This is a genomic window from Gramella sp. AN32, from assembly GCF_023718305.1.
Classification (GTDB): Bacteria; Bacteroidota; Bacteroidia; order Flavobacteriales; family Flavobacteriaceae; genus Christiangramia; species Christiangramia antarctica.
This window is the reverse complement of the sequence record NZ_QEYO01000001.1, coordinates 131,513-151,686: the sequence shown is the minus strand read 5'-3', so window position 1 is coordinate 151,686 and position 20,174 is coordinate 131,513. Positions and strand designations below refer to the sequence as shown.

Annotated in this window: 18 protein-coding genes; 14 read left to right on the top strand and 4 right to left on the bottom strand. The window is 39.3% G+C overall.

Annotated elements, in window-relative coordinates; genetic code table 11:
• The first annotated feature begins 94 nt into the window (after positions 1-94).
• From DHD80_RS00740 to DHD80_RS00690, 11 genes are all read left to right on the top strand, one after another.
• Positions 95-871 carry a 3'-5' exonuclease gene (locus tag DHD80_RS00740; RefSeq protein ID WP_251738967.1) on the top strand — a complete coding sequence of 259 codons (777 nt, stop codon included), beginning with the start codon at positions 95-97 and terminating at the stop codon, positions 869-871.
• Positions 872-1,054: 183 nt separating this feature from the next.
• Positions 1,055-1,669 carry a fumarylacetoacetate hydrolase family protein gene (locus DHD80_RS00735; protein WP_251738966.1) on the top strand — a complete coding sequence of 205 codons (615 nt, stop codon included), beginning with the start codon at positions 1,055-1,057 and terminating at the stop codon, positions 1,667-1,669.
• A gap of 6 nt (positions 1,670-1,675) precedes the next feature.
• Positions 1,676-2,014 (top strand): Hpt domain-containing protein, encoded by a 339-nt coding sequence (locus tag DHD80_RS00730; RefSeq protein ID WP_251738965.1) that lies wholly within the window; start codon positions 1,676-1,678, stop codon positions 2,012-2,014.
• On the top strand, positions 2,014-3,273 hold the full coding sequence (locus tag DHD80_RS00725; protein WP_251738964.1) for a competence/damage-inducible protein A: 1,260 nt from the start codon (positions 2,014-2,016) through the stop codon (positions 3,271-3,273). The genes DHD80_RS00730 and DHD80_RS00725 overlap by 1 nt, the downstream gene beginning before the upstream one ends.
• A 237-nt stretch (positions 3,274-3,510) precedes the next feature.
• Positions 3,511-3,750, top strand: coding sequence for a 50S ribosomal protein L28 (gene rpmB, locus DHD80_RS00720; RefSeq protein WP_251738963.1), 240 nt, complete (start codon positions 3,511-3,513; stop codon positions 3,748-3,750).
• 24 nt (positions 3,751-3,774) lie between these two features.
• Positions 3,775-3,957, top strand: coding sequence for a 50S ribosomal protein L33 (gene rpmG, locus DHD80_RS00715; RefSeq protein ID WP_251738962.1), 183 nt, complete (start codon positions 3,775-3,777; stop codon positions 3,955-3,957).
• An 8-nt stretch (positions 3,958-3,965) separates the two neighbouring features.
• Entirely contained in the window at positions 3,966-4,115 is a 150-nt protein-coding gene (locus DHD80_RS00710; RefSeq protein WP_251738961.1) for a DUF4295 domain-containing protein, read from the top strand.
• 130 nt (positions 4,116-4,245) lie between these two features.
• Positions 4,246-5,199, top strand: coding sequence for a signal recognition particle-docking protein FtsY (ftsY, locus tag DHD80_RS00705; RefSeq protein ID WP_251738960.1), 954 nt, complete (start codon positions 4,246-4,248; stop codon positions 5,197-5,199).
• A gap of 6 nt (positions 5,200-5,205) precedes the next feature.
• Positions 5,206-6,846 carry an amidase family protein gene (locus DHD80_RS00700; protein ID WP_251738959.1) on the top strand — a complete coding sequence of 547 codons (1,641 nt, stop codon included), beginning with the start codon at positions 5,206-5,208 and terminating at the stop codon, positions 6,844-6,846.
• The gene (locus DHD80_RS00695; protein ID WP_251738958.1) at positions 6,839-7,123 is read left to right on the top strand and encodes a hypothetical protein; all 285 of its coding nucleotides are present in this window, start codon (positions 6,839-6,841) and stop codon (positions 7,121-7,123) included. Before DHD80_RS00700 ends, DHD80_RS00695 begins: the two co-directional genes overlap by 8 nt.
• A complete protein-coding gene (locus tag DHD80_RS00690; protein ID WP_251738957.1) occupies positions 7,124-8,005 on the top strand; it encodes an aminotransferase class IV in 882 nt (293 codons plus the stop codon). It begins immediately after the preceding gene.
• A gap of 7 nt (positions 8,006-8,012) precedes the next feature.
• Here the strand turns inward: DHD80_RS00690 and DHD80_RS00685 are convergent, their stop codons facing one another.
• On the bottom strand, positions 8,013-9,143 hold the full coding sequence (locus DHD80_RS00685; RefSeq protein WP_251738956.1) for a P1 family peptidase: 1,131 nt from the start codon (positions 9,141-9,143) through the stop codon (positions 8,013-8,015).
• A 169-nt stretch (positions 9,144-9,312) separates the two neighbouring features.
• Here DHD80_RS00685 and rimO point away from each other — a divergent pair, with 169 nt between their 5' ends.
• The gene (gene rimO / locus DHD80_RS00680; RefSeq protein ID WP_251738955.1) at positions 9,313-10,665 is read left to right on the top strand and encodes a 30S ribosomal protein S12 methylthiotransferase RimO; all 1,353 of its coding nucleotides are present in this window, start codon (positions 9,313-9,315) and stop codon (positions 10,663-10,665) included.
• Here rimO and DHD80_RS00675 read toward each other — a convergent pair whose 3' ends face one another.
• Genes DHD80_RS00675 through DHD80_RS00665 form a run of 3 tightly spaced genes read right to left on the bottom strand, consistent with a single transcriptional unit; the run spans position 10,666 to position 16,680 of the window.
• Positions 10,666-11,355: a VTT domain-containing protein gene (locus DHD80_RS00675; protein ID WP_251738954.1), complete on the bottom strand. Its 690-nt coding sequence runs from the start codon at positions 11,353-11,355 to the stop codon at positions 10,666-10,668.
• Positions 11,356-11,373: 18 nt separating this feature from the next.
• Complete coding sequence (locus DHD80_RS00670) at positions 11,374-14,190, bottom strand: pitrilysin family protein (protein ID WP_251738953.1); 2,817 nt, start codon at positions 14,188-14,190, stop codon at positions 11,374-11,376.
• A 3-nt stretch (positions 14,191-14,193) separates the two neighbouring features.
• Positions 14,194-16,680, bottom strand: a complete 2,487-nt coding sequence (locus DHD80_RS00665; RefSeq protein ID WP_251738952.1) for a M14 family metallopeptidase — start codon at positions 16,678-16,680, stop codon at positions 14,194-14,196.
• A gap of 108 nt (positions 16,681-16,788) precedes the next feature.
• Between DHD80_RS00665 and bshC the strand changes: the two genes are divergently transcribed.
• Positions 16,789-18,405, top strand: a complete 1,617-nt coding sequence (gene bshC, locus DHD80_RS00660; RefSeq protein ID WP_251738951.1) for a bacillithiol biosynthesis cysteine-adding enzyme BshC — start codon at positions 16,789-16,791, stop codon at positions 18,403-18,405.
• Position 18,406: 1 nt separating this feature from the next.
• Positions 18,407-19,771 carry an aminotransferase class V-fold PLP-dependent enzyme gene (locus tag DHD80_RS00655; RefSeq protein WP_251739318.1) on the top strand — a complete coding sequence of 455 codons (1,365 nt, stop codon included), beginning with the start codon at positions 18,407-18,409 and terminating at the stop codon, positions 19,769-19,771.
• Positions 19,772-20,174 lie beyond the last annotated feature (403 nt).

The following is a 20,174-nucleotide window of genomic DNA, read 5'->3' as shown; positions in this document are numbered from 1 at the left end:
CTTTTTTCTTTTTCCGGAGAATTATTTTAAAAGCGATGCTTCCAAAAATATCCAAAGTTTCAAATTATAGTAACTTTGTATAAAATCAATTAAAATGGAGCTTAAGCTTATCAAACCCATCTGCTTTTTCGATCTTGAAACTACAGGTACCAATATTTCAAAAGACCGCATCGTTGAAATTGCGGTTTTAAAGGTTTATCCTAATGGAAATAAAGAAAGTTATCGCTGGCTGGTAAATCCTGAAATGCCCATCCCCAAAGAAGTAGTGGCAATTCACAAAATCACTGATGAGATGGTGGCCAATGAACCCACTTTTAATCAGCTGGCTTCAAAAGTTCATGATTTGATCAAAGGCTGTGACCTTGGTGGTTATAATTCCAATAGGTTCGATATCCCTTTACTGGCAGAAGAACTGTTGCGCGCCGGTATCGATTTTGAAATGAAAAATGTAGTGGCCGTAGATGTACAAACGATTTTTCATAAAAAAGAACAACGCACCCTTTCTGCTGCCTATCAGTTTTACTGTGGGAAAGACCTTGAAGGCGCACACACCGCTGAAGCCGATACCGAGGCAACTTACGAAGTTTTAAAATCACAGCTGGATAAATATGACGATCTTCAAAATGAGATGAAATGGCTGGCAGATTATAGCGCCCGCAAACGTTTTGCCGATTTTGCCGGATTTATCTCCTATGATAAAAAAGGGAACGAGGTTTTCGCTTTCGGAAAATATAAAGGTAAACTCGTGGAGCAGGTCCTGGAAGATGAACCGGGATATTTCGGCTGGATCCAAAATGCCGATTTTCCTTTATATACCAAAAAAGTCTTAACGGCCATTAAGCTGAAAAAACTCAATAACAAACTTTCCTGATTGAATTCTGTTGCTTTTCCTGTTTCTGAATATTGGTATGTTCGCCCAGACACTAAGCTTAGGGTTCATTTTTTATTATCCGTTAACAGGCTGGCTTCCTGTGGATAACTGGGAGTTTTCTGAAGAGGTTTCCGGAAGGGGTTATGTGGTCCCGGTTTTTAAAATTAAATTGACAGATTAGTTATGAAAATAATTTGCGTTGGCCGTAACTATACGGAACATATCGAGGAATTACAGAACGAGAAACCTAAAGATCCAATTCTTTTTATGAAGCCGGATACTTCGGTCTTACTGAAAAAACAGCCTTTTTTCATTCCAGATTTTTCTGATGATATACATTATGAAGCTGAAGTTTTGATAAAGATCAATAAGATTGGAAAACATATTCAGCAAAAATTTGCCCATAAATATTATGATGAAATTGGTTTGGGACTGGATTTTACCGCGAGGGACCTTCAGGAGCAATTAAAGGAAAAAGGCCTGCCCTGGGAAAAAGCAAAGGGTTTTGATGGAGCGACAGTGATAGGCGAAAAATGGCTTAAAAAATCTACATTTGAAAATATAGACCATTTAAATTTTGAACTTCATAAGAACGAAATGATGGTTCAAAAAGGCGATACACGAAAAATGTTGTGGAAAATTGATGAATTAATTGCCTATATTTCGACTTATTTTACCTTAAAGATTGGTGATATAATTTTTACGGGAACACCTGCAGGAGTTGGAAAAGTTGCTCCGGATGATGTCCTTATAGGTTATCTTGAAGGTAATAAAATGTTTTCAATTAAAATTAAATAAGATTTCATGAGTAATTATAATTTGGACGAGGTTAAAGAAATGGCTGGAGGCGATGATGAATTTATGCTGGTGGTGGTTCAAACATTTTTGGAAGAAATTCCGCCAGACGTAAAGGCCATGGAAGAAGCGATCGCTAATGATAATCCTTCCTTATCTTATCAATATGCCCATAAAATGAAACCAAACCTGCAAATGTTCGGTCTAAATCTTATGGACCAAATCAAGGTTATTGAAGCCTGGTCCAAACAAGGGCAACGTAAGGGTGATGTTCCGGAAGCCGCTCAAATTATTTCGAAAAAGGTGGATCTTGCCTGTGAACAATTAAAAACTGACTTTGATTTGTAATGCTGGCTGAAATTATTACCATTGGCGATGAGATCCTCATTGGCCAGGTCCTGGATTCAAATTCTGCCTATATTGGGAAAGAGCTCAATAAAATAGGGATTTCAGTTTATCAAATAACTTCTATTCAGGATGATCGTAAACAAATTTTAAAAACACTAGCAGAAGCTTCACAACGTGTTGATATAATTCTTATCACAGGTGGTTTAGGTCCTACTAATGACGATATCACTAAAAAATGCCTTTGTGAATTTTTTGATGATACACTGGTTCGGGACGAAAAAACCCTTCGCCATATTGAGCATCTTTTCGAGAAATATATAGATACCCCAATATCAAATTTGAATCGAGATCAGGCATTATTACCTTCAAAAGCGAGCATTCTGCATAATGAATATGGAACCGCCGCTGGAATGTGGTTTAATGAAAACGCTAAAGTTTTTATCTCTATGCCCGGAGTGCCTTATGAAATGAAGGGCTTAATGGAGCGAGAGATCATTCCTAAACTTGTGGAAACATTCGATAGGCCTTATATCATCCATAAAACCATTATAACCCTTGGGCTTGGTGAAAGTGCGATTGCTGAAAGGATAGAAAAATGGGAAGCCAACCTTCCGGTAGCGATCAAGCTCGCATACCTTCCAAATTTAGGTATGGTAAGGTTAAGGTTAACCGCTAAAGGAGAAGATGAAGCTCACTTAAAAGATATTATAGAAAATCAGGTGACTGCCTTATATGAATTTATTGGAGATATTATATATGGTTTTGAAGATGAGGATCCTATAGAGGTGGTGATTAGTCGCAGACTAACAGAAAGAAAATGGAGCCTTTCTACTGCTGAAAGTTGTACAGGTGGAAGGTTAGCAACAAAATTTACCCAGGCGCCGGGGTCTTCCGTTTGTTTTATGGGTAGTATGGTTTGCTATGCCACGGAATCCAAAATAGAGCTGCTGGGAGTACCTAAAGAACTCATAGAAGAAAAATCTGTGGTAAGTGAAGAGGTGGCGAAAGCAATGGCAAAAGGTGCACGAGATAAATTCCATACTGAATTTGCGGTATCAACCACGGGTAATGCCGGGCCAACCAAGGGGGATAGTGATGCTGAAATAGGGACTGTATTTATTGGTATTGCCACACCTGAAGGCGTCACTGCCCATAAATTCATGTTTGGGAACCACCGGGATAAAGTCATAGGAAAATCTGTAAATAAGGCTCTGGAACTATTACAGAAAAGTATCCTTAACTATAAAGCTAAAAGCTGAGCTTCCCATAAATTCTTTAAGAAACTCAGAAAGGATCATAAGTCTGGGCCATGTTTTACTTCAATACTTTAGAAAGGCTGTTTTTCAACCCCTTGGTAGGTGCTTCTGGAATAGGCATTCTCACGATTGAGCCACTTTAAAAGAGGTGTAAAATATTTTTTTAGATATTGTTGTTGGTTAGGTAAAAAAACCGTTAATTTGCAGCCTGTTTTGAAATAACGAGAAAAGTATAGAGCAATGTCAAGAGTTTGTGAACTTACCGGGAAAAAAGCTATGGTTGGGAACAATGTTTCTCACGCTATGAATAGAACAAAACGTAAATTTAACGCCAACTTAGTTAAAAAACGTTTTTTCATTCCTGAAGAAGACAGATGGGTTACACTTAAAGTGTGTACTTCTGCATTAAAAGATATCAATAAAAAAGGCATTTCTGCCGTAATTAAAGAGGCAAAAGCCAAAGGATTCCTTACTAAGTAATCCTGGCGATAAAAATATTTCACGATGGCAAAGAAAGGCAACAGAGTTCAGGTAATCTTAGAGTGTACAGAGCACAAAGAATCAGGGAAACCAGGTACTTCAAGGTATATCACTACAAAAAATAAAAAAAACACACCGGATCGTATTGAGTTGAAGAAATTCAACCCAATTCTTAAGAAAATGACGGTTCATAAAGAAATTAAATAATATAAGTCATGGCAAAGAAATCAGTAGCATCTATCCAAACAGGATCTAAAAGATTAACCAAGGCAATAAAAATGGTTAAATCTGAAAAAACCGGCGCTTATGTTTTTGTTGAACAAATCATGGCTCCTGAAGACGTAAATGACTTTTTGAAGAAGTAAGGTACTTTTCAGAATGATATAAGAAAGCCGTTTAGATTTGATCTAAACGGCTTTTACTTTTTATGTATATTTACGCCTCTGTTTTCCGAAGGTTTTTTAGCCTTCATAAGATCAAAAACCTGCCAATTAAATGAGTTTATTTAAAAAAATATTTTCTAAAGAGAAAAAGGAAAATCTTGATAAAGGACTGGAAAAAAGCAAAGCCAGTTTTTTTGATAAAATGAGCAAAGCCGTCGCCGGAAAAGCCAAAGTAGATGAGGAAGTTCTGGATGATCTGGAAAATGTGCTTATAAGCAGCGACGTTGGTGTGGGCACAACCATTAAAATCATTAAAGCCATTGAAGAGCGTGTGGCCCGGGATAAATATTTAGGGACAGATGAGCTTAATCTTATCCTTCGCGAAGAAATAGCCGCACTGCTTTCTAAAACCAACAGTGGCGATGCTACAGACTTTTCTCTTCCGAACGATAAACGACCCTATGTGATCATGGTCGTGGGTGTGAACGGTGTGGGAAAAACAACCACTATCGGTAAATTAGCTTATCACTTCAAAAAATCCGGCCATAAGGTTGTCCTGGGAGCTGCAGATACGTTTAGGGCTGCAGCCATCGATCAATTACAGGTGTGGGCAGATAGGACCGGTGTTCCCATTATCAAACAAAAAATGGGTAGTGATCCCGCTTCCGTAGCTTTTGATACCGTACAAAGCGCGGTAAAGATGAATGCCGATGTGGTTCTTATAGACACGGCGGGAAGGCTGCATAACAAGGTGAACCTGATGAAAGAACTTACCAAGGTGAAAATGGTCATGCAAAAAACCATTCCAGATGCGCCTCATGAAGTTTTACTGGTTTTAGATGGTTCTACCGGCCAGAATGCTTTTGAGCAGGCAAAACAATTTACGGCGGCCACCGAAGTAACTTCACTGGCGGTTACCAAACTCGATGGAACTGCTAAAGGCGGCGTGGTGATTGGTATTAGCGACCAGTTTCAAATCCCGGTAAAATATATTGGGGTTGGCGAAGGATTGGAAGATCTTCAGGTGTTCAATAAATATGAGTTTGTAGATTCATTTTTTAAATAAAAGTATATGCTTAAAAAATCTGCCTTATTTCTTTTTGGTTTTCTCTTGATAGTATCCTGTAAAAATGATCCCAAAGAAATTGATAATTCTGAAACTGAAATTCAGTCAACTCAGGATTCTATTGAAGAAATTGAATATAAAGTGGTGGATTCAAAATTTATTCAGAAGGATTCATTTTGGAAGAATTTTGAAGCAGATCTGGAGAATTTTTCTGAAGACAGGTATAAAGTACTTTACGATAAAGTTTTTGAAAAATCGATCCCGGAAATTCAGCAGGCAGTAAAGGCCGGTGATATTAGTTATGAGGAAATCGCCCTATTTTATTTAAGCAGAATTAATGCATATGACCGTGAAGGAGATCTTTCGCTGAATTCTATCATATCCCTGAATCCAAATTTGCTGCAGGAAGCCAGGAAGAAAGATGAGGAACTTAAATCTAATCCAGAGCAACATATGATCTATGGAATTCCGGTTCTTTTAAAAGACAATATAAATACGGCCAATATCCCCACAACTGCCGGTGCAGCAGCGCTGCAAAATAATAAGGTGGAAGATGCCTTTATCGTGCAGCGATTAAAGGCGAATGGCGCTTTGATCCTGGGAAAAGCAAACCTTAGCGAATGGGCTAATTTCTTTTGTGAAGACTGCCCGAATGGCTTCTCTACAGTTGGCGGCCAAACGCTAAATCCGTATAAACGTAAATATTTTGACACCGGTGGATCCAGTTCAGGAAGCGGGGTGGCAGTTTCAGCAAATTTTGCCCCGGTTGCCGTGGGATCTGAAACATCGGGATCGATTTTGTCTCCAGCAAGTCAAAATTCGGTTGTAGGTTTAAAACCCACTATTGGTTTATTAAGTCGGGGCGGGATTGTTCCTATTTCCAGTACGCTGGATACTCCCGGCCCTATGACGAAAAGCGTGGTAGATAATGCTATTTTGCTTTCAGCCATGACAGGAAAAGATTCCAGGGATTTTGCCTCGGTGAAAGCGAATAAAAACCCATTAGATTACTTTAAGGATTTAAAAACTGCAGATTATAGCGGAATACGTTTTGGCGTGATGAAAACCTTAATGAAAGATACTTTATATAAAAAAGCAGTAGCCGAGTTAAGAGCTGCCGGCGCTGAAATCGTTGAATACGAAGCTCCGGAAGTAAATTTGCCCAACTTCCTAAGGTTGCTTAACCTTGATATGAAAAACGATCTTTCTACATATTTTAAGGAATATGGCGGAGATAAAAATTATAAGGATATCCAGGACGTGATTGATTATAATTTAAAAGATTCCACGGCCAGAGCGCCATACGGGCAATACTATTTCTTCGGAATTGTAAATGATTCTGCTTCCACCAAAGATTTTGCGGCGATTAAGGATACACTTTCCACTAATGGTAAAATGTTCTTTGATGAACCTATGCAACGATTGAATTTAGATGCGGTACTTTCTATCAATAACTATCACGCAGGTTATGCCGCGGTTGCGCATTATCCTGCGATCACATTGCCAATGGGTTATTCTGAATCTGGAGAGCCAAAAGGCCTCACTATAATTGCAAAGCCATTTGAGGAGCAGAAACTTTTGCAGTGGGCTTATATTTATGAAAAACGAGCTGCAGCCAGAAAACCCCCAAAGGCTTACGATGAATAGAAATTCAGAAAAATATCTTATTTTAATTTCCAAGATCATCTTCTTCTACTGTACATTCTATGTGATTATGAAAATTCTGGCCATTTTTCAGGGTGCCTGGGTTGCGCCCAGCCTGGTGCTTGCTATTCCTTACTTAGCCTTTGCTATTGCCGGTGCCTATATGGTGAAGACAGATAATTATTCATGGATTTACGTAATCGCCGGGGTTATTTTAATAAGTGTAGTGCGGTATTACGAAAAAATATGGATGCTTCAATTACATAACTATTTCAACTAAATGCAGATGCCCGGTGGTCATAAAGTGAAATCTTATCCTGAAATAGTCTATTTCAATGGGGAATGGATGAAATATGATCAGGCAAAAATTTCGGTCTTTGATCGCGGATTTATGTTTGGGGATGGGATCTATGAGGTGACGCCTTTTTATGAAGGGAAAGCTTTCGGACTTCAGGAGCATCTGGCTCGACTTCAGTATTCCATGGATGAAATTATGATAGAACTGGATGCTGCCAGTTTGAAACCAATTATGGTTGAAGCGATCTCCAAAAGTGGATTGTCCAGTGCAGATGCCGCCGTCTATATCCAGGTTTCAAGAGGAGTTGCTCCCAGAACGCATTATTTTCCAGAAGACGTAGAGCCAACCATACTTATCTATGCTTTTCCTGCTTCCCTGAAAGCTTTTGAAAACAAACAATGGAGCGTGTTGGTTTCTGAAGATCTCCGGTGGCATCGTTGTGATATTAAATCCACTTCATTGCTGGCAAATGTAAAGTCTAATACTCAATCACATCGGCTCGGATTGGATGAGAACTTACTATTACGTAATGGTTTGTTTACGGAAGGATCTCATTCTACGATTTTTTTTATTAAGAATAATGTGGTTTATACGCATCCGGAGGGACCGCAGATACTTTCAGGGATCACCCGGAAATTTGTTATGGAGATCTGTAAGGAGCTGAATATTGACGTCATAGAAGAAGCCTTCCCTTTTTCCCACCTGAATACAGTAGATGAAGCTTTTTTAACCGGAACCACAACCCAGGTGATGGCGGTAAAAGAAATGTTCACTGATGGAAATAAGATCTACGATAAACCTGAAATTGGTTCACTTACCCGAAAGATCCAGCAAGCATTTATTCAGAAAACAAGGAATCTTTAGGAATTGGTCATTCTTTTATGACGTTATATTTTTTCAGGATTGGTAAAACCTTTTCCAAAGGTATTCCCTTAATTGTCCGTTTTTTATAACCGGTCATGGTTTCAGCCATAAACAAAGAATTCAGGATAGCTTCTTCCGTAGCTTCAATAGCGCCCATGAAAATTGGGGACATGAGATCATTAGGGACCAGGGTTCTTTCCTGCAGATTAAAATCGGTTTTATAGGGAATTCTATTCTGTTCAGAAGTGGAGAAAGCGATCACGTAATCGCCGCTTCCGTTAGACTCGATTCCACCGGTCTTTGCGAGTCCCAGAATTGCTCTTTTTGCGAGGCGTTTGAGATTTCTACTATCCAAAGGAGCATCTGTAGCTACCACAATCATACAGGAACCATCAGCGCTATTCATGATCCTGTCGCTAAAACTGAATTGACCCATTTCTTCTCCTACCGGAGCTCCATCGATTTGCAGGTTTCCGCCAAAATTGGTTTGTACAAGCACACCTATGGTATAGCCGCCGAGACTTTCAGGTAGTTTTCTGGAAGCCGTGCCTATGCCTCCCTTGAAGCCGAAACAAATAGTTCCGGTTCCTGCCCCCACGTTGCCTTCCATTACATCTGAGCCGGCATTTTCTAGAGCTGAGATGATATCTTCTGTTTTAACATGCTGACCTCGAATATAATTTAAATAACCGTCATTGGTTTCGCCCACTACTGCATTCACCGATCTCACGTCTTTATTTCCCTCTTGATTCAGCACATAACTAATTACTGCGTTTATTCCGGTAGCAACATTCAGCGTATTTGTAAGGATTATCGGCGTTTCAATATTCCCGAGTTCTTCAATTTGCGTAGTTCCCGCGAGCTTTCCGAAACCATTGCCAACAAAAACTGCCGCAGGTACTTTTTGCTGAAAAATATTCTGGTCATGTGGCAGGATCGCCGTCACTCCGGTTCTAATAGAATCTCCTTTTATAAGAGTGGTATGGCCTACTTTTACTCCGGCTACATCTGTGATTGAGTTTTTAGTTCCCGGCGGTAGAACTCCCGGTTTAATTCCAAGATCCCGGGCACGCTGTTGGGAAACTGCATTAAAATTAAAAAGAACGCAGCAGAGTAGGAGCAGAAGAAAATGTTTCATTCCGGTAGATTTTTAAGTATTTGAAGATACAAAACCAAAACTTAGTTTCCTTGAGTCTTTAAGACTTACGACTTATGCTTCTTGAATTCTAATTTTAGATTGTATCTTTGCAGCCGCTTAGAATTTCTTTTATGAGTAATTCCAAGTTCAAATATAGAGGAGTAAGTTTATGAGGACGAAGTCATTAAAGAAGAACAGGATTAATGTAGTCACCCTTGGTTGTAGCAAAAATGTCTACGACAGTGAGGTGTTGATGGGCCAGTTAAAGGCCAATAACAAAGATGTTGTTCATGAAGAAGATGGGAATATTGTCGTGATCAATACCTGTGGCTTCATCGATAATGCGAAAGAACAGTCTGTAAACACCATTCTTGAATTTGTTGAAAAGAAGGAGCAGGGTGAAGTTGATAAAGTTTTTGTTACCGGTTGTTTAAGTGAACGCTACAAGCCAGATCTTCAGAAAGAAATTCCTAATGTGGATCAATACTTCGGAACTACAGAATTACCCGGATTATTAAAAGCCCTCGAAGCCGATTATAAGCATGAATTACTGGGCGAGCGATTGACCACAACCCCAAAAAACTACGCGTATCTTAAAATTGCTGAAGGTTGTGATCGGCCATGTTCATTTTGTGCTATTCCGCTTATGCGTGGGAAACACAGATCCACTCCTATTGAAAACCTGGTAAAAGAAGCTGAACACTTAGCTGCAAACGGAGTAAGGGAACTAATTCTGATTGCCCAGGATCTAACTTACTACGGTCTTGATATTTATAAAAAACGCAATCTTGCCGAACTTTTGGAAAACCTTATAAAGGTTGAAGGGATCGATTGGATTCGGTTGCACTATGCATTTCCTACTGGTTTCCCTTTGGATGTTTTGGACGTGATGAAGCGGGAGCCTAAAATTTGTAATTATCTAGATATTCCGCTACAGCATATTTCCGATGATCTTCTGAAATCCATGCGTCGTGGAACTACCCATAAAAAGACTACAGATCTTCTGAAAAAATTCAGGGAAATTGTGCCAGGCATGGCTATAAGGACCACGTTAATTGTGGGATATCCCGGGGAAACCGAAGCACATTTTCAGGAATTGAAAGAATGGGTTCAGGAAATGCGTTTTGAAAGACTGGGTTGTTTTACCTATTCCCATGAAGAAAATACACACGCTTATAATTTAGTTGATGACGTTCCACAGGCAATAAAGCAGGAGAGAGCGAATGAAATCATGGAAATCCAGTCTCAAATTAGCTGGGAACTAAATCAGCAAAAAATTGGAAAAATCTTCAAAGTTATTGTAGACCGCAAAGAAGGAAATTATTTTATTGGCAGAACCGAACATGATTCCCCAGATGTGGATAATGAGGTTTTAATTGATGCGACTGAAATTTACCTGAAAACCGGGGAATTCTACGATATTAGAATCAACGATGCGGCAGATTTTGATCTCTATGGTGAACCTGCAGAACAGGTTGAGAAAAAGCTTTCCAGAAAAGATCTTAAAATTCAAACGCTATAATTAAGAGGTAGTTTCGGTATTTTTATTTTTTCTATAATCGATCAGGACATAGATCCCATAAATCACTATTCCGGCTCCTCCTATCCAATACAGGCCATTTTTTAACTGGTCTATATCTTCCGCGAAGTAAGCAATTGCAAAAGAAAGGGGGACAATTCCGGTTAGGGTGGCAAAAATAAATTTTTTATAATCCATCGTAAGCATTCCCGCAATAATACTAATGGCGTCATTAGAAAGAAATGGTGACACTCTAAAAATTGCAATCGTCCAAAAACCATAGTTTTTGACCCAGTAACCTACTTTTTTGTGCGTAGATTTTCCGATAATCTTTTCCAGACGTTCTTCACCTAAGAATTTTCCCATATAAAAGGCGATGCTGGAGGCACAAAAAACCCCTGCGATGGAAATGAAGGCCCCGCCCCAGAAACCATAAGCCAAAACTGCCACAATCATAGGCAACCACGAGGGAAAAACCACTAAGAAGATCTGGAGGATCATGACCAAAATAATAGCCAGCGGTCCCCAAAAACCAAAACCTTCAAAATGCGATTTTATTTTTTGTTCATCCTTGCTCCACAAAATATTCCAGGTTTCGTTGATGAAATCCTGGAAAGGAGGATAAACGAAATATAAGATGATGAGAATAGCAATAATTCCACCAGTAAGAAAATAGGATGATTTTTCAGACAAATCGGGACTTTTATATAATTATTCTTCGGAAGGATTTAATAAAACCGGTTCACCATAGCCAAGTTCATTTAGCTTGCTTAACTGAGTTTCAGCATCACCCACAATTAAATAGATCATTTTATCTGGATTCACATATTTTCTGGAAAGTTCCTGAATATCCATAATACTGAGGTGCTCAACTTCGGCTTCACGATTTTTCACATAAGCATCATCGTATCCAAATTCATTAATTTCGGCAAGCATATTTAATTTAGAACCTAGGGTTTCAAATTCTCTGGCATTGCTCTTAATCATATAGCTTTGGGTAATCTCGAGATCCTGGGCATTAAATTTTTCAGGATATTCTTTAAGGATCTGTATGATCAGCTCTGTCGCTTCATAGGTAATATTAGAACGTACACCACTCGTGATCACAAATGGCGCAACAAAGCTCTGGTCCTCAAATCTCGATCTAATTCCATAGGTATAGCCTTTCCCTTCGCGTAGTTCCTGGGTTAATTGTGAAGCAAAACTGCCTCCGCCCAAACGATAATTCATAACTTCTGCAGCATAAAAATCTTTATCGGTTGCAGAAAGGGCAGGAGCGCCAAATGCCAGCACCGATTGTTTTGCACCCGGAACATCATAAAAATAAATTTTTGATGCTGCGGGAGCTACAAATTCTTCTACCTCCGGGATAACTACCTGTTGTGGTGGCCAGTTTGCTGAAATAGCTTTGAGAGCATTTTCAGCATCGTTTTTTGATATCGCCCCGGTTATTAAAAAGCTACTGTTTAACGGAGTAAGATTGTTTTTATAAAAACTTTTTAAATCCTGTAGGCTTATAGATTCAATTGTTTCTGGTGTTCCCAGTTCATTGAACGCAAGGATCGATTTATCACCATAGACAAGTTTTTTAAACTCATTTTGGGCGATACTGTTAGGATCCCCTTTTTGTTCCTGTAGCGAACTTAAGGTTTGTTGCTTGATCAATTCAAATTCTTCTTCATCCCATCTGGGCTGCAATAATATTTCCTGAACCAGTTTCATCGTGGGAACAAAATTCTTGGCCAGTGTATTACCATAAATGGAAATTTTTTCCGTGTTTGCTCTGGCATAAATATTAGCACCCAGCAATTCAATCGCTTCTTCAAGTTCAGCCGGAGTTTTGTTCTCGGTCCCTTTGGTCATCATACTGGCAAGCAGGTTCGAAATTCCCGCGTTTTCTTTATTCTCCAGGAGTTGTCCCCCTTTTATATCGAGGCTAAATTGTACCAAGGGGACTTCGTTATTGGTAATGCCTAAAATCTTTAAGCCGGAAGGCATATTTACTTTCCAGATCTCGGGAACTTTAAGTTCTGGTTTACCATAATAAGGTGGTTCCATGCTCCTGTCAAAACTGGAAGTTGTCTTTTCATAGGTAACCTTTTCGTTTAGATCAAATTCTTCCTCGGCTCCTTCAACGATTTTCTCCTCTATAACTTCAGCTTCAACCGAATTTTCCACTGCCAGTTCTATTTCCCCTTTCGGAACAAAACTGGTCATGACATACTTTTTGCTTTTGATGTATTTATTGTAAACCCTCATCACATCTTCCGCGGAAACCTCTAAAAGTTTATCCACCTCTTTATTGATAAAATTGGGATCATCAGCATAGATTTGATATTGGGCTAATTGAAATCCCTTGCCTAAAACACTGGACAATCCATTATAGAAACTGGTTTCCTGTCCCGCTTTTATACGTTTAAGATCATCTTCTGAAATTCCATTTTTTTCAAATTCTGAAAAAACTTCGGTGATCGCTTTTTCCACAAGATCCAGATCCTTTCCTTCGAAAGCCCTAACCTGAAGCATTAGCTGCCCGGCCAGTTCTGAAGTGTAATTGTACATTCTCACCCTGCTGGTCAATTTTTCTTCTTCTACCAGTTTTTTATACAGAGGCGCGTTTTTACCCTGAGACAAATACTGGGTCAAAATTTCCAACGCGAAAGAATCTTCATGATAGGAATACACCGAAGGCCAGGCTATGGTCAATTCCGGCAGTTTGGCGAAATTATCTTCGTAATATAGTTTCTTGTTTTTGGTAAGTTGTACCGGCTGTTTTTTGAAGTCTTCTATTTGTTCCCCGGCGGGAATTTCATCGAAATATTTATGCACCCATGTAATAGCCTGTTCTTTGTTGAAATCGCCGGCGATGGTCAAAATCGTATTATTGGGAACATACCAGGTATTATAAAAATCTTTTACATCCTGCAAAGTCGCGTTTTGAAGATCTTCCAAACTACCAATTACCTGCCAGTGGTAAGGATGATCTTCGGGATACAGATTTTTGTCGATTATATACATGGTATGGCCATAAGGCCTGTTATCAACTCCCTGTCGTTTTTCATTTTTAACGACTTGTTTTTCCTTGGCCAGCACAGGATCTGTAACGGTATTTATAAAATAGCCAAGCTTATCAGCTTCTGCCCAGATCATTTTTTCCATAGCGTCACTGGGAACGGTTTGAAAATAATTGGTGCGATCGCGGCTGGTGGAACCGTTGGCTCCGGAACCTCCAATTCTGGAACTCATTTTATCAAGTCCGCCTTTGCCTAAATTTTCAGATTCCAGAAAAAGCAAATGTTCAAATAAATGCGCGAAACCGGTCCTTCCTGCTTTTTCTCGGGCAGATCCTACATGGGCGGTAAGTGCCACCGCGACCACAGGATCTGATTCATCCTGATGCAGAATCACTTTTAAGCCATTTTTAAGGGTAAAAGTTTCAAAATCTACCTGAAAATTTTCAGAAGTATTTTGTGCATAAAGCGTTGATTGCAATAAAAGAAAAGCGACGAAAAAACCCAGGTTTTTCATGATCTATAAATCGTTAAAACTGTTATTATTCACAAAGAAAATGGAATTTACAAAGAATAGTTTTCCATTTTCCCAAAACGCCCTAAAAAGTGGATTATCTACCATGTAAATAAAGCTTCCGCCTCCCATGCGTTCTTCACCAAAAACAAGTGAATTTTTAAGGCCTTTTTTGGCATTATCCCCGGCAAATCCAGAAACTACTTTGGGATCTTTAATATACGCGACATTGTAGCCATCATTCAGCAAGGCATAACTATCGCTGTTTAATTTCAGGGTGAAATAGGTATCATCATATCCAAATGCCATGGGATGGGTGGCATCCACCTGGGTTTCTATAATACTTCCGGTGATCAGGTCTTTAATACTCTCCCGCTCGCGATCTGCATAGGAAGTTAAATTTCCTTTTTTTAAGGTGTCTTTTGGAGTTATTTTATTTTCTGAAATATCAAAATCTTCACTATCGGCGAACGAAGCGATGGCATTTCCTATAGCGATTAGTTTTCCTCCATTTTTTACCCAATCTGAAACTTTTTTGGTCGTATCCTCATCCAAAATATCCCCGTACCTTCCTGTAGGCATGATAAGAATATCAAATTCAGATAGGTTGATGTCTGCAAAATAATCGGTGCCAATTGGCGTAACCGGATAATTTAATTCCTGCTCAAAAAAGTACCAGATCTCCCCAAAATTTAATGAAGAAGTTCCAGCACCTCTTAATAATGCAACTTTCGGATTGTTGATTAACTGCATAGATGACGATCCAAAATCGGGGCCTTCATCGGCGAAAGAAGATTGGGCCGGACTCAGTTTTCGGTTAAATTCATTTGCAATTTCTACAACCTTCTCATCAAAATTTTCCAGATCAAGATTATCACTTTTAGTAATTAAAAGGCTTCCCCGTCCATATTGTTCTCCACCATTTTTAAAAGGCACTTCACTAAATCTAACTTTCACATCAGCTTTAATAAGCGCGGCCAAAAATCGTGCGTCTTCCATGGAAGTCCACTTGGAGATATAACCCGCGCCTTTTGCAGCGGTGACATTATTAATTTTTTCAACTTCATTTTTAGTATTTCCTGAAATAAGTTTAGTGGAAGCAATAGATTCCAATCCATACGCATAAGGCAAACTCCACGCAGTGATATCATAAGTTAGCGAATCCTGCAACATGGTTTGCGGCTCAAAAAGCACTTTTACCATTTTCCCTTTGGGCTGGTTTGTAGAAACCACCAGGGTTTGTTCAGTTCCCTGAAAATTTCCTTCTTTGCCCGAATTATACTGATAGCCACTTATTTTTCCGGAACCCGTATAGCCATAATTAATTTCATGCCTGTCGAGCAATTTCTTTAAAATTCTGATTTTATCAGCGTCACCTTTTAAAGCATACGATTTATAATTTATATTCTCATTCTTAAAGAAACTTCGGAATTGTTTATTAAGTTCTTCGGCGTTTTGTGAGGCAACCTCTACCGTAGAAATCCCGGTGGTGAAATGATGATTAAGCCGATCTTTTAAGGTCAAAACTGAAGCTTCATCGGTTTGTATCCCCAATCCTGCCATTCCGTTCCCGGCCTGTTCGTAGGTCATTCCCACGGCCCCCAGATAGGTAGGATAGGTATCCCCATAACTTGGGTATAACAAATCAAACCTTTCTCCGGTAAAATAAAGCCAGCCTTCCTCATCAAAATATTTTGCATGATTTTTCCCGATTTTAGTCTGAAAATCTATTTGGAATGGAGTAATAATTTCATGAAATGGCTTTGCTGCAGGAGCAAAATAATAGGGATCATTAATTCCCTGTTCATGAAAATCTACATGGATATGTGGCAGCCATTGGTTATAAATTTTCAGCCTTTGCTGTGTTTCCACCTGTGTAGCCCAGGCCCAGTCACGGTTTAAATCAAATAGATAATGGTTGGGCCGTCCTCCCGGCCAGGGTTCATCATGCTCCGCGGCGGCCTGGGAAGTATTATATGGGCTGGCCTTTACCTGATTGTACCAGTTAGCGTAACGATCACGCCCATCAGGATTTACACAAGGATCAATAATAACGACGGTATTTTGCAAAAAATCCTTGCGGTTGGTGACCAGTTCGTAGAGCGTTTTCATAGCGGCTTCGGTACTGGAAGCTTCATTTCCATGTACATTATAACTTAACCATACAATCGCTTTGTCAGGTTTGGAATCTCCAGTTTCTAAGCCGGCATTTTGCAAGTGTGCAGTTCTAATTTGTTCCAGGTTGGCTAAATTTTCTTCCGAAGAAATGATTGCATAAGAAAGTGGCCTTCTTTCATTGGTTTTACCATAAAACTGATAGTTGACCAAATTTGAATTTTCCGCGACATGTTCAAAATAGCGAACCACATCAGCATGCCTCGAAAACTGCGCTCCTAATTCGTAGCCTAAAAATTCTCGCGGATTTTGTAATTGTCCGTATGTGGTTATAGAAAACAGAAGGAATAATAAAAAAAATGAGAAGTGATTTTTCATGTGTTAAATCTTGTTGATTTCTGGTATGATGGTATTGGAGCCCTAATTAACTAAAATTTTGTGAATAAAATAGCTAACTTCGGTATCTTTGCACCTCAATTGAATTTTATGCCAAGCGATTGTATTTCGTATTCCGAAACCAATTATTTCTCACCATTAATTCTGGATTATCTCGATCAAAAAAATGAATTAAAACAATTTTATAATAGATTCCCCCATCTGGATAATTTTTCAGAACAGATCGCTGAAAAGAGTAAAAATTATGATCATTCCATAAGAAAAGACCTCGTGCTTACTTTACAAAAGCAATATAAGCATCTGGAAATTTCAGAAAAAACCCGGGAGAATATTGACCTTTTAAAGAGGGACAATACCTATACGGTCATCACCGGGCACCAGTTAAACCTTTTTACGGGCCCGCTTTACTTCCTATATAAGATCGTTTCCACGATCAATCTTGCAGAACAGCTTTCTGAAAAATATAAAGAGCAAAATTTTGTTCCCGTCTATTGGATGGCCACCGAAGATCATGATTTTGAAGAAATTAATTTTTTCAACTTAAACGGAAAGAAATTTAATTGGGCAAATGCTGAAGAAAAAGCAGGTCGCGCTCCGGTAGGCGTTTTATCTACTGAAGGTTTGGAGGAGGTATTTAAACTTTTTGCTGCGGAAATAGGAGCCGGCAAAAATGCTGAATATCTCAAAGACTTATTCAGAAAAGGATATCTGGAACATGATAATTTAACCGATGCTACCCGGTTTATTGCCAATAAACTTTTTGGTAAATATGGTTTGGTAATCCTTGATGCGGAAGATAAAAACCTGAAAAAGCATTTTTCAGCGCAGGTGAAGAATGAATTATTTGAGCATGTTTCCCTGGAAAATTCTTCAAAGTCTATTGCGAAACTTGAGGAATTGGGCTATTCAGTGCAGGTGAACCCTAGGGAAATCAATCTTTTTTATGTTACTGAAGATTTTAGGGAGAGAATTATTGCAAAGGAAGATAAGTTTTATGTTAATGACACTAATATTTCCTGGATCCGAGAAGATATTGAAAGTGAAGTGAACAATCATCCGGAAAAATTTAGTCCCAATGTAATGTTGCGGCCGCTTTATCAGGAAGTGATCCTACCAAATCTCTGTTATATTGGCGGGGGTGGAGAACTGGCCTACTGGCTGGAATTAAAGAATTATTTCGAAGCTGAAAATGTTTGTTTTCCTATGTTGCTGCTACGGAATTCCGCTTTACTCCAAACCGAAAAACAGGATGAGAAAAGGCAAAAACTGAATATCGATCTTAAGGAACTCTTTCTTCAGCAACACGAACTCATCAATAGAAAAGTGCGAAAAATATCAAATATTAATATAGATTTTGGTCCGCAAAAAGAACATCTTATTGAGCAATTTCAGGCTATGTATGAAATTGCAGAGAAAACCGATCCTACTTTCCTGAATGCGGTAAAAGCTCAGGAAGTGAAGCAACTCAAAGGCCTTGATCATCTGGAAAAGCGTTTGCTAAAAGCGCAAAAGCGAAAACTTAAAGATGAAGTCGAGCGCATTGCAAAGCTCCAGAATGACCTTTTTCCCCATCATAGTTTACAGGAAAGGCAGACCAACTTTTCAGAATTCTATCTGGAATATGGCGAAGAATTGATTTCAAAATTAAAAGAAGAATTAGATCCTTTACACTCTCAATTTAAAGTGCTCACTTTTGGAAAAAAATAAAATGCATTCCATAGATATGGATCTGGTGGAAATGACCCTGGACGTCATGAAATATGCTATTGGTAGAATTTCCAATATCACCCCGGAACTAGGAAGTCCCAAAAAAGAAGAAGAATTATTGAAAATGGTGGGTGAAACCATCACTCCTGAAGGGATTGGTGGCGAAAATGCGTTCAAATTATTTCGGGATGTGCTGGTAAAGGCAACGGTGCCTATAGATCATCCCAGGCATCTGGCCTTTGTACCCGCTGCACCAACAAGGGCAGCCATAATGTTTGATCTGGTAACCTCTGCCTCTAGTATTCACGGAGCGTACTGGATGGAAGGTGCCGGTGGAATTTTTTGTGAAAACCAGGCGATGAAATGGCTGGTTTCCTTAACCGGTCTGCCCGATTCTGCATTTGGGGTTTTTACCAGTGGAGGCACTGCCGCAAACCTTTCTGCACTGGTCGCAGCACGGGATCATTTTAGAAATACGCATCCTGAAACCAGATCAAAAAAGGGGATTATCATTACTTCGGAAGGAGCGCATAGTTCCATTAATGCGATGGCAAAAGTGATGGATGCTGAAGTACATGTTGTGGAGACAGAAAAAGATTTTTTTTCAGGAATGGATCTTCAGAAGGCATTAAAGGTTTTGAATAGTGATTTGCGAGAGCGAATTTTTGCTGTGGTTGCTACCGGCGGAACGACCAATGCCGGAATTATTGATGATCTTAAAGGCATTGCTGAAGTTTGTGCTTCTGAAAAAATCTGGATGCATGTAGATTGTGCTTATGGAGGAGGAGCGCTTGCGGCAAAGTCGGTTAGAGATCTGTTCAATGGAATTGAGAAAGCTGATAGTATTACAATAGATCCACATAAATGGCTTTTTTCGCCATATGATTGCGGTGCGGTCATTTATAAAAATCTGGAAATCGCCAAAAATGCCCATTCCCAAAAAGGAGCTTATTTGGATATTTTTAAAGATGAAGGAGCGCAGGGATTTAATCCGGCAGATTATCAAATTCAGCTTACCAGAAGGTTGAGGGGAATGCCATTATGGTTTTCGCTGGCCATGCATGGCACCAAAAAATATCAATGGGCGATAGAACGGGGAATTGAACTGGCAAAAATCGCAGAGAACAAAATAAAGCAGAATGATCTTCTGGAATTAGTTCGCCCTGCAGGCCTTTCCGTAGTATTATTTAAAAGAAAAGGTTGGAATGCCGATGATTATAAAGAATGGACCTATAAAAATCACCGGGACGGTTTTGCCCTGGTAACGCCTACCAAATGGAAAGAAGAAGATGTGATACGATTTTGCTTTATAAATCCTGATACTACGGAAGACGATATAGATCAAATCCTTGAAACATTGAAGTGAAAACTGGAAGCTGGAATCTGGAAAGTAAAAGCCCCTGTCACATTGAGCGCAGTCGAAATGTGCAACTTGGAAGTTGGAAACTAGAAACTAGAAACTGGAGGCTGGAAGCTTAAAACTTGAAACTAATCTAGACGTGAAAAGAGAAAAGTTGAAATATCTGTCACATTGAGCGCAGTCGAAATGTGCAACTTGAAGCTGGAAGCTGGAGGCTTGAAACTAGAACTTGAAACTAATCTAGACGTGAAAAGAAAAGAGAAAAGTAAAAGCCCCTGTCACATTGAGCGGAGTCGAAATGTGCAACTTGGAAGCTAGAATCGTCACTGCAGGAGCTATGCGACTGAAGCAGTCTCTTAATTATCGATAAAATTAATCAGCGCGCAATGAATCACAAAAAGGTTCAGGA

What these genes read in the sequence shown, in the direction of transcription:
- DHD80_RS00740 (WP_251738967.1), top strand. Translation starts at nt 95, where the DNA reads ATGGAGCTTAAGCTTATCAAACCCATCTGCTTTTTCGATCTTGAAACT.
- DHD80_RS00690 (WP_251738957.1), top strand. Translation starts at nt 7,124, where the DNA reads ATGCAGATGCCCGGTGGTCATAAAGTGAAATCTTATCCTGAAATAGTC.
- rimO (WP_251738955.1), top strand. Translation starts at nt 9,313, where the DNA reads ATGAGGACGAAGTCATTAAAGAAGAACAGGATTAATGTAGTCACCCTT.
- DHD80_RS00665 (WP_251738952.1), bottom strand. Translation starts at nt 16,680, where the DNA reads ATGAAAAATCACTTCTCATTTTTTTTATTATTCCTTCTGTTTTCTATA.
- DHD80_RS00700 (WP_251738959.1), top strand. Translation starts at nt 5,206, where the DNA reads ATGCTTAAAAAATCTGCCTTATTTCTTTTTGGTTTTCTCTTGATAGTA.
- rpmG (WP_251738962.1), top strand. Translation starts at nt 3,775, where the DNA reads ATGGCAAAGAAAGGCAACAGAGTTCAGGTAATCTTAGAGTGTACAGAG.
- DHD80_RS00670 (WP_251738953.1), bottom strand. Translation starts at nt 14,190, where the DNA reads ATGAAAAACCTGGGTTTTTTCGTCGCTTTTCTTTTATTGCAATCAACG.
- bshC (WP_251738951.1), top strand. Translation starts at nt 16,789, where the DNA reads ATGCCAAGCGATTGTATTTCGTATTCCGAAACCAATTATTTCTCACCA.
- rpmB (WP_251738963.1), top strand. Translation starts at nt 3,511, where the DNA reads ATGTCAAGAGTTTGTGAACTTACCGGGAAAAAAGCTATGGTTGGGAAC.
- DHD80_RS00695 (WP_251738958.1), top strand. Translation starts at nt 6,839, where the DNA reads ATGAATAGAAATTCAGAAAAATATCTTATTTTAATTTCCAAGATCATC.
- DHD80_RS00735 (WP_251738966.1), top strand. Translation starts at nt 1,055, where the DNA reads ATGAAAATAATTTGCGTTGGCCGTAACTATACGGAACATATCGAGGAA.
- DHD80_RS00655 (WP_251739318.1), top strand. Translation starts at nt 18,407, where the DNA reads ATGCATTCCATAGATATGGATCTGGTGGAAATGACCCTGGACGTCATG.
- DHD80_RS00730 (WP_251738965.1), top strand. Translation starts at nt 1,676, where the DNA reads ATGAGTAATTATAATTTGGACGAGGTTAAAGAAATGGCTGGAGGCGAT.
- ftsY (WP_251738960.1), top strand. Translation starts at nt 4,246, where the DNA reads ATGAGTTTATTTAAAAAAATATTTTCTAAAGAGAAAAAGGAAAATCTT.
- DHD80_RS00725 (WP_251738964.1), top strand. Translation starts at nt 2,014, where the DNA reads ATGCTGGCTGAAATTATTACCATTGGCGATGAGATCCTCATTGGCCAG.
- DHD80_RS00710 (WP_251738961.1), top strand. Translation starts at nt 3,966, where the DNA reads ATGGCAAAGAAATCAGTAGCATCTATCCAAACAGGATCTAAAAGATTA.
- DHD80_RS00685 (WP_251738956.1), bottom strand. Translation starts at nt 9,143, where the DNA reads ATGAAACATTTTCTTCTGCTCCTACTCTGCTGCGTTCTTTTTAATTTT.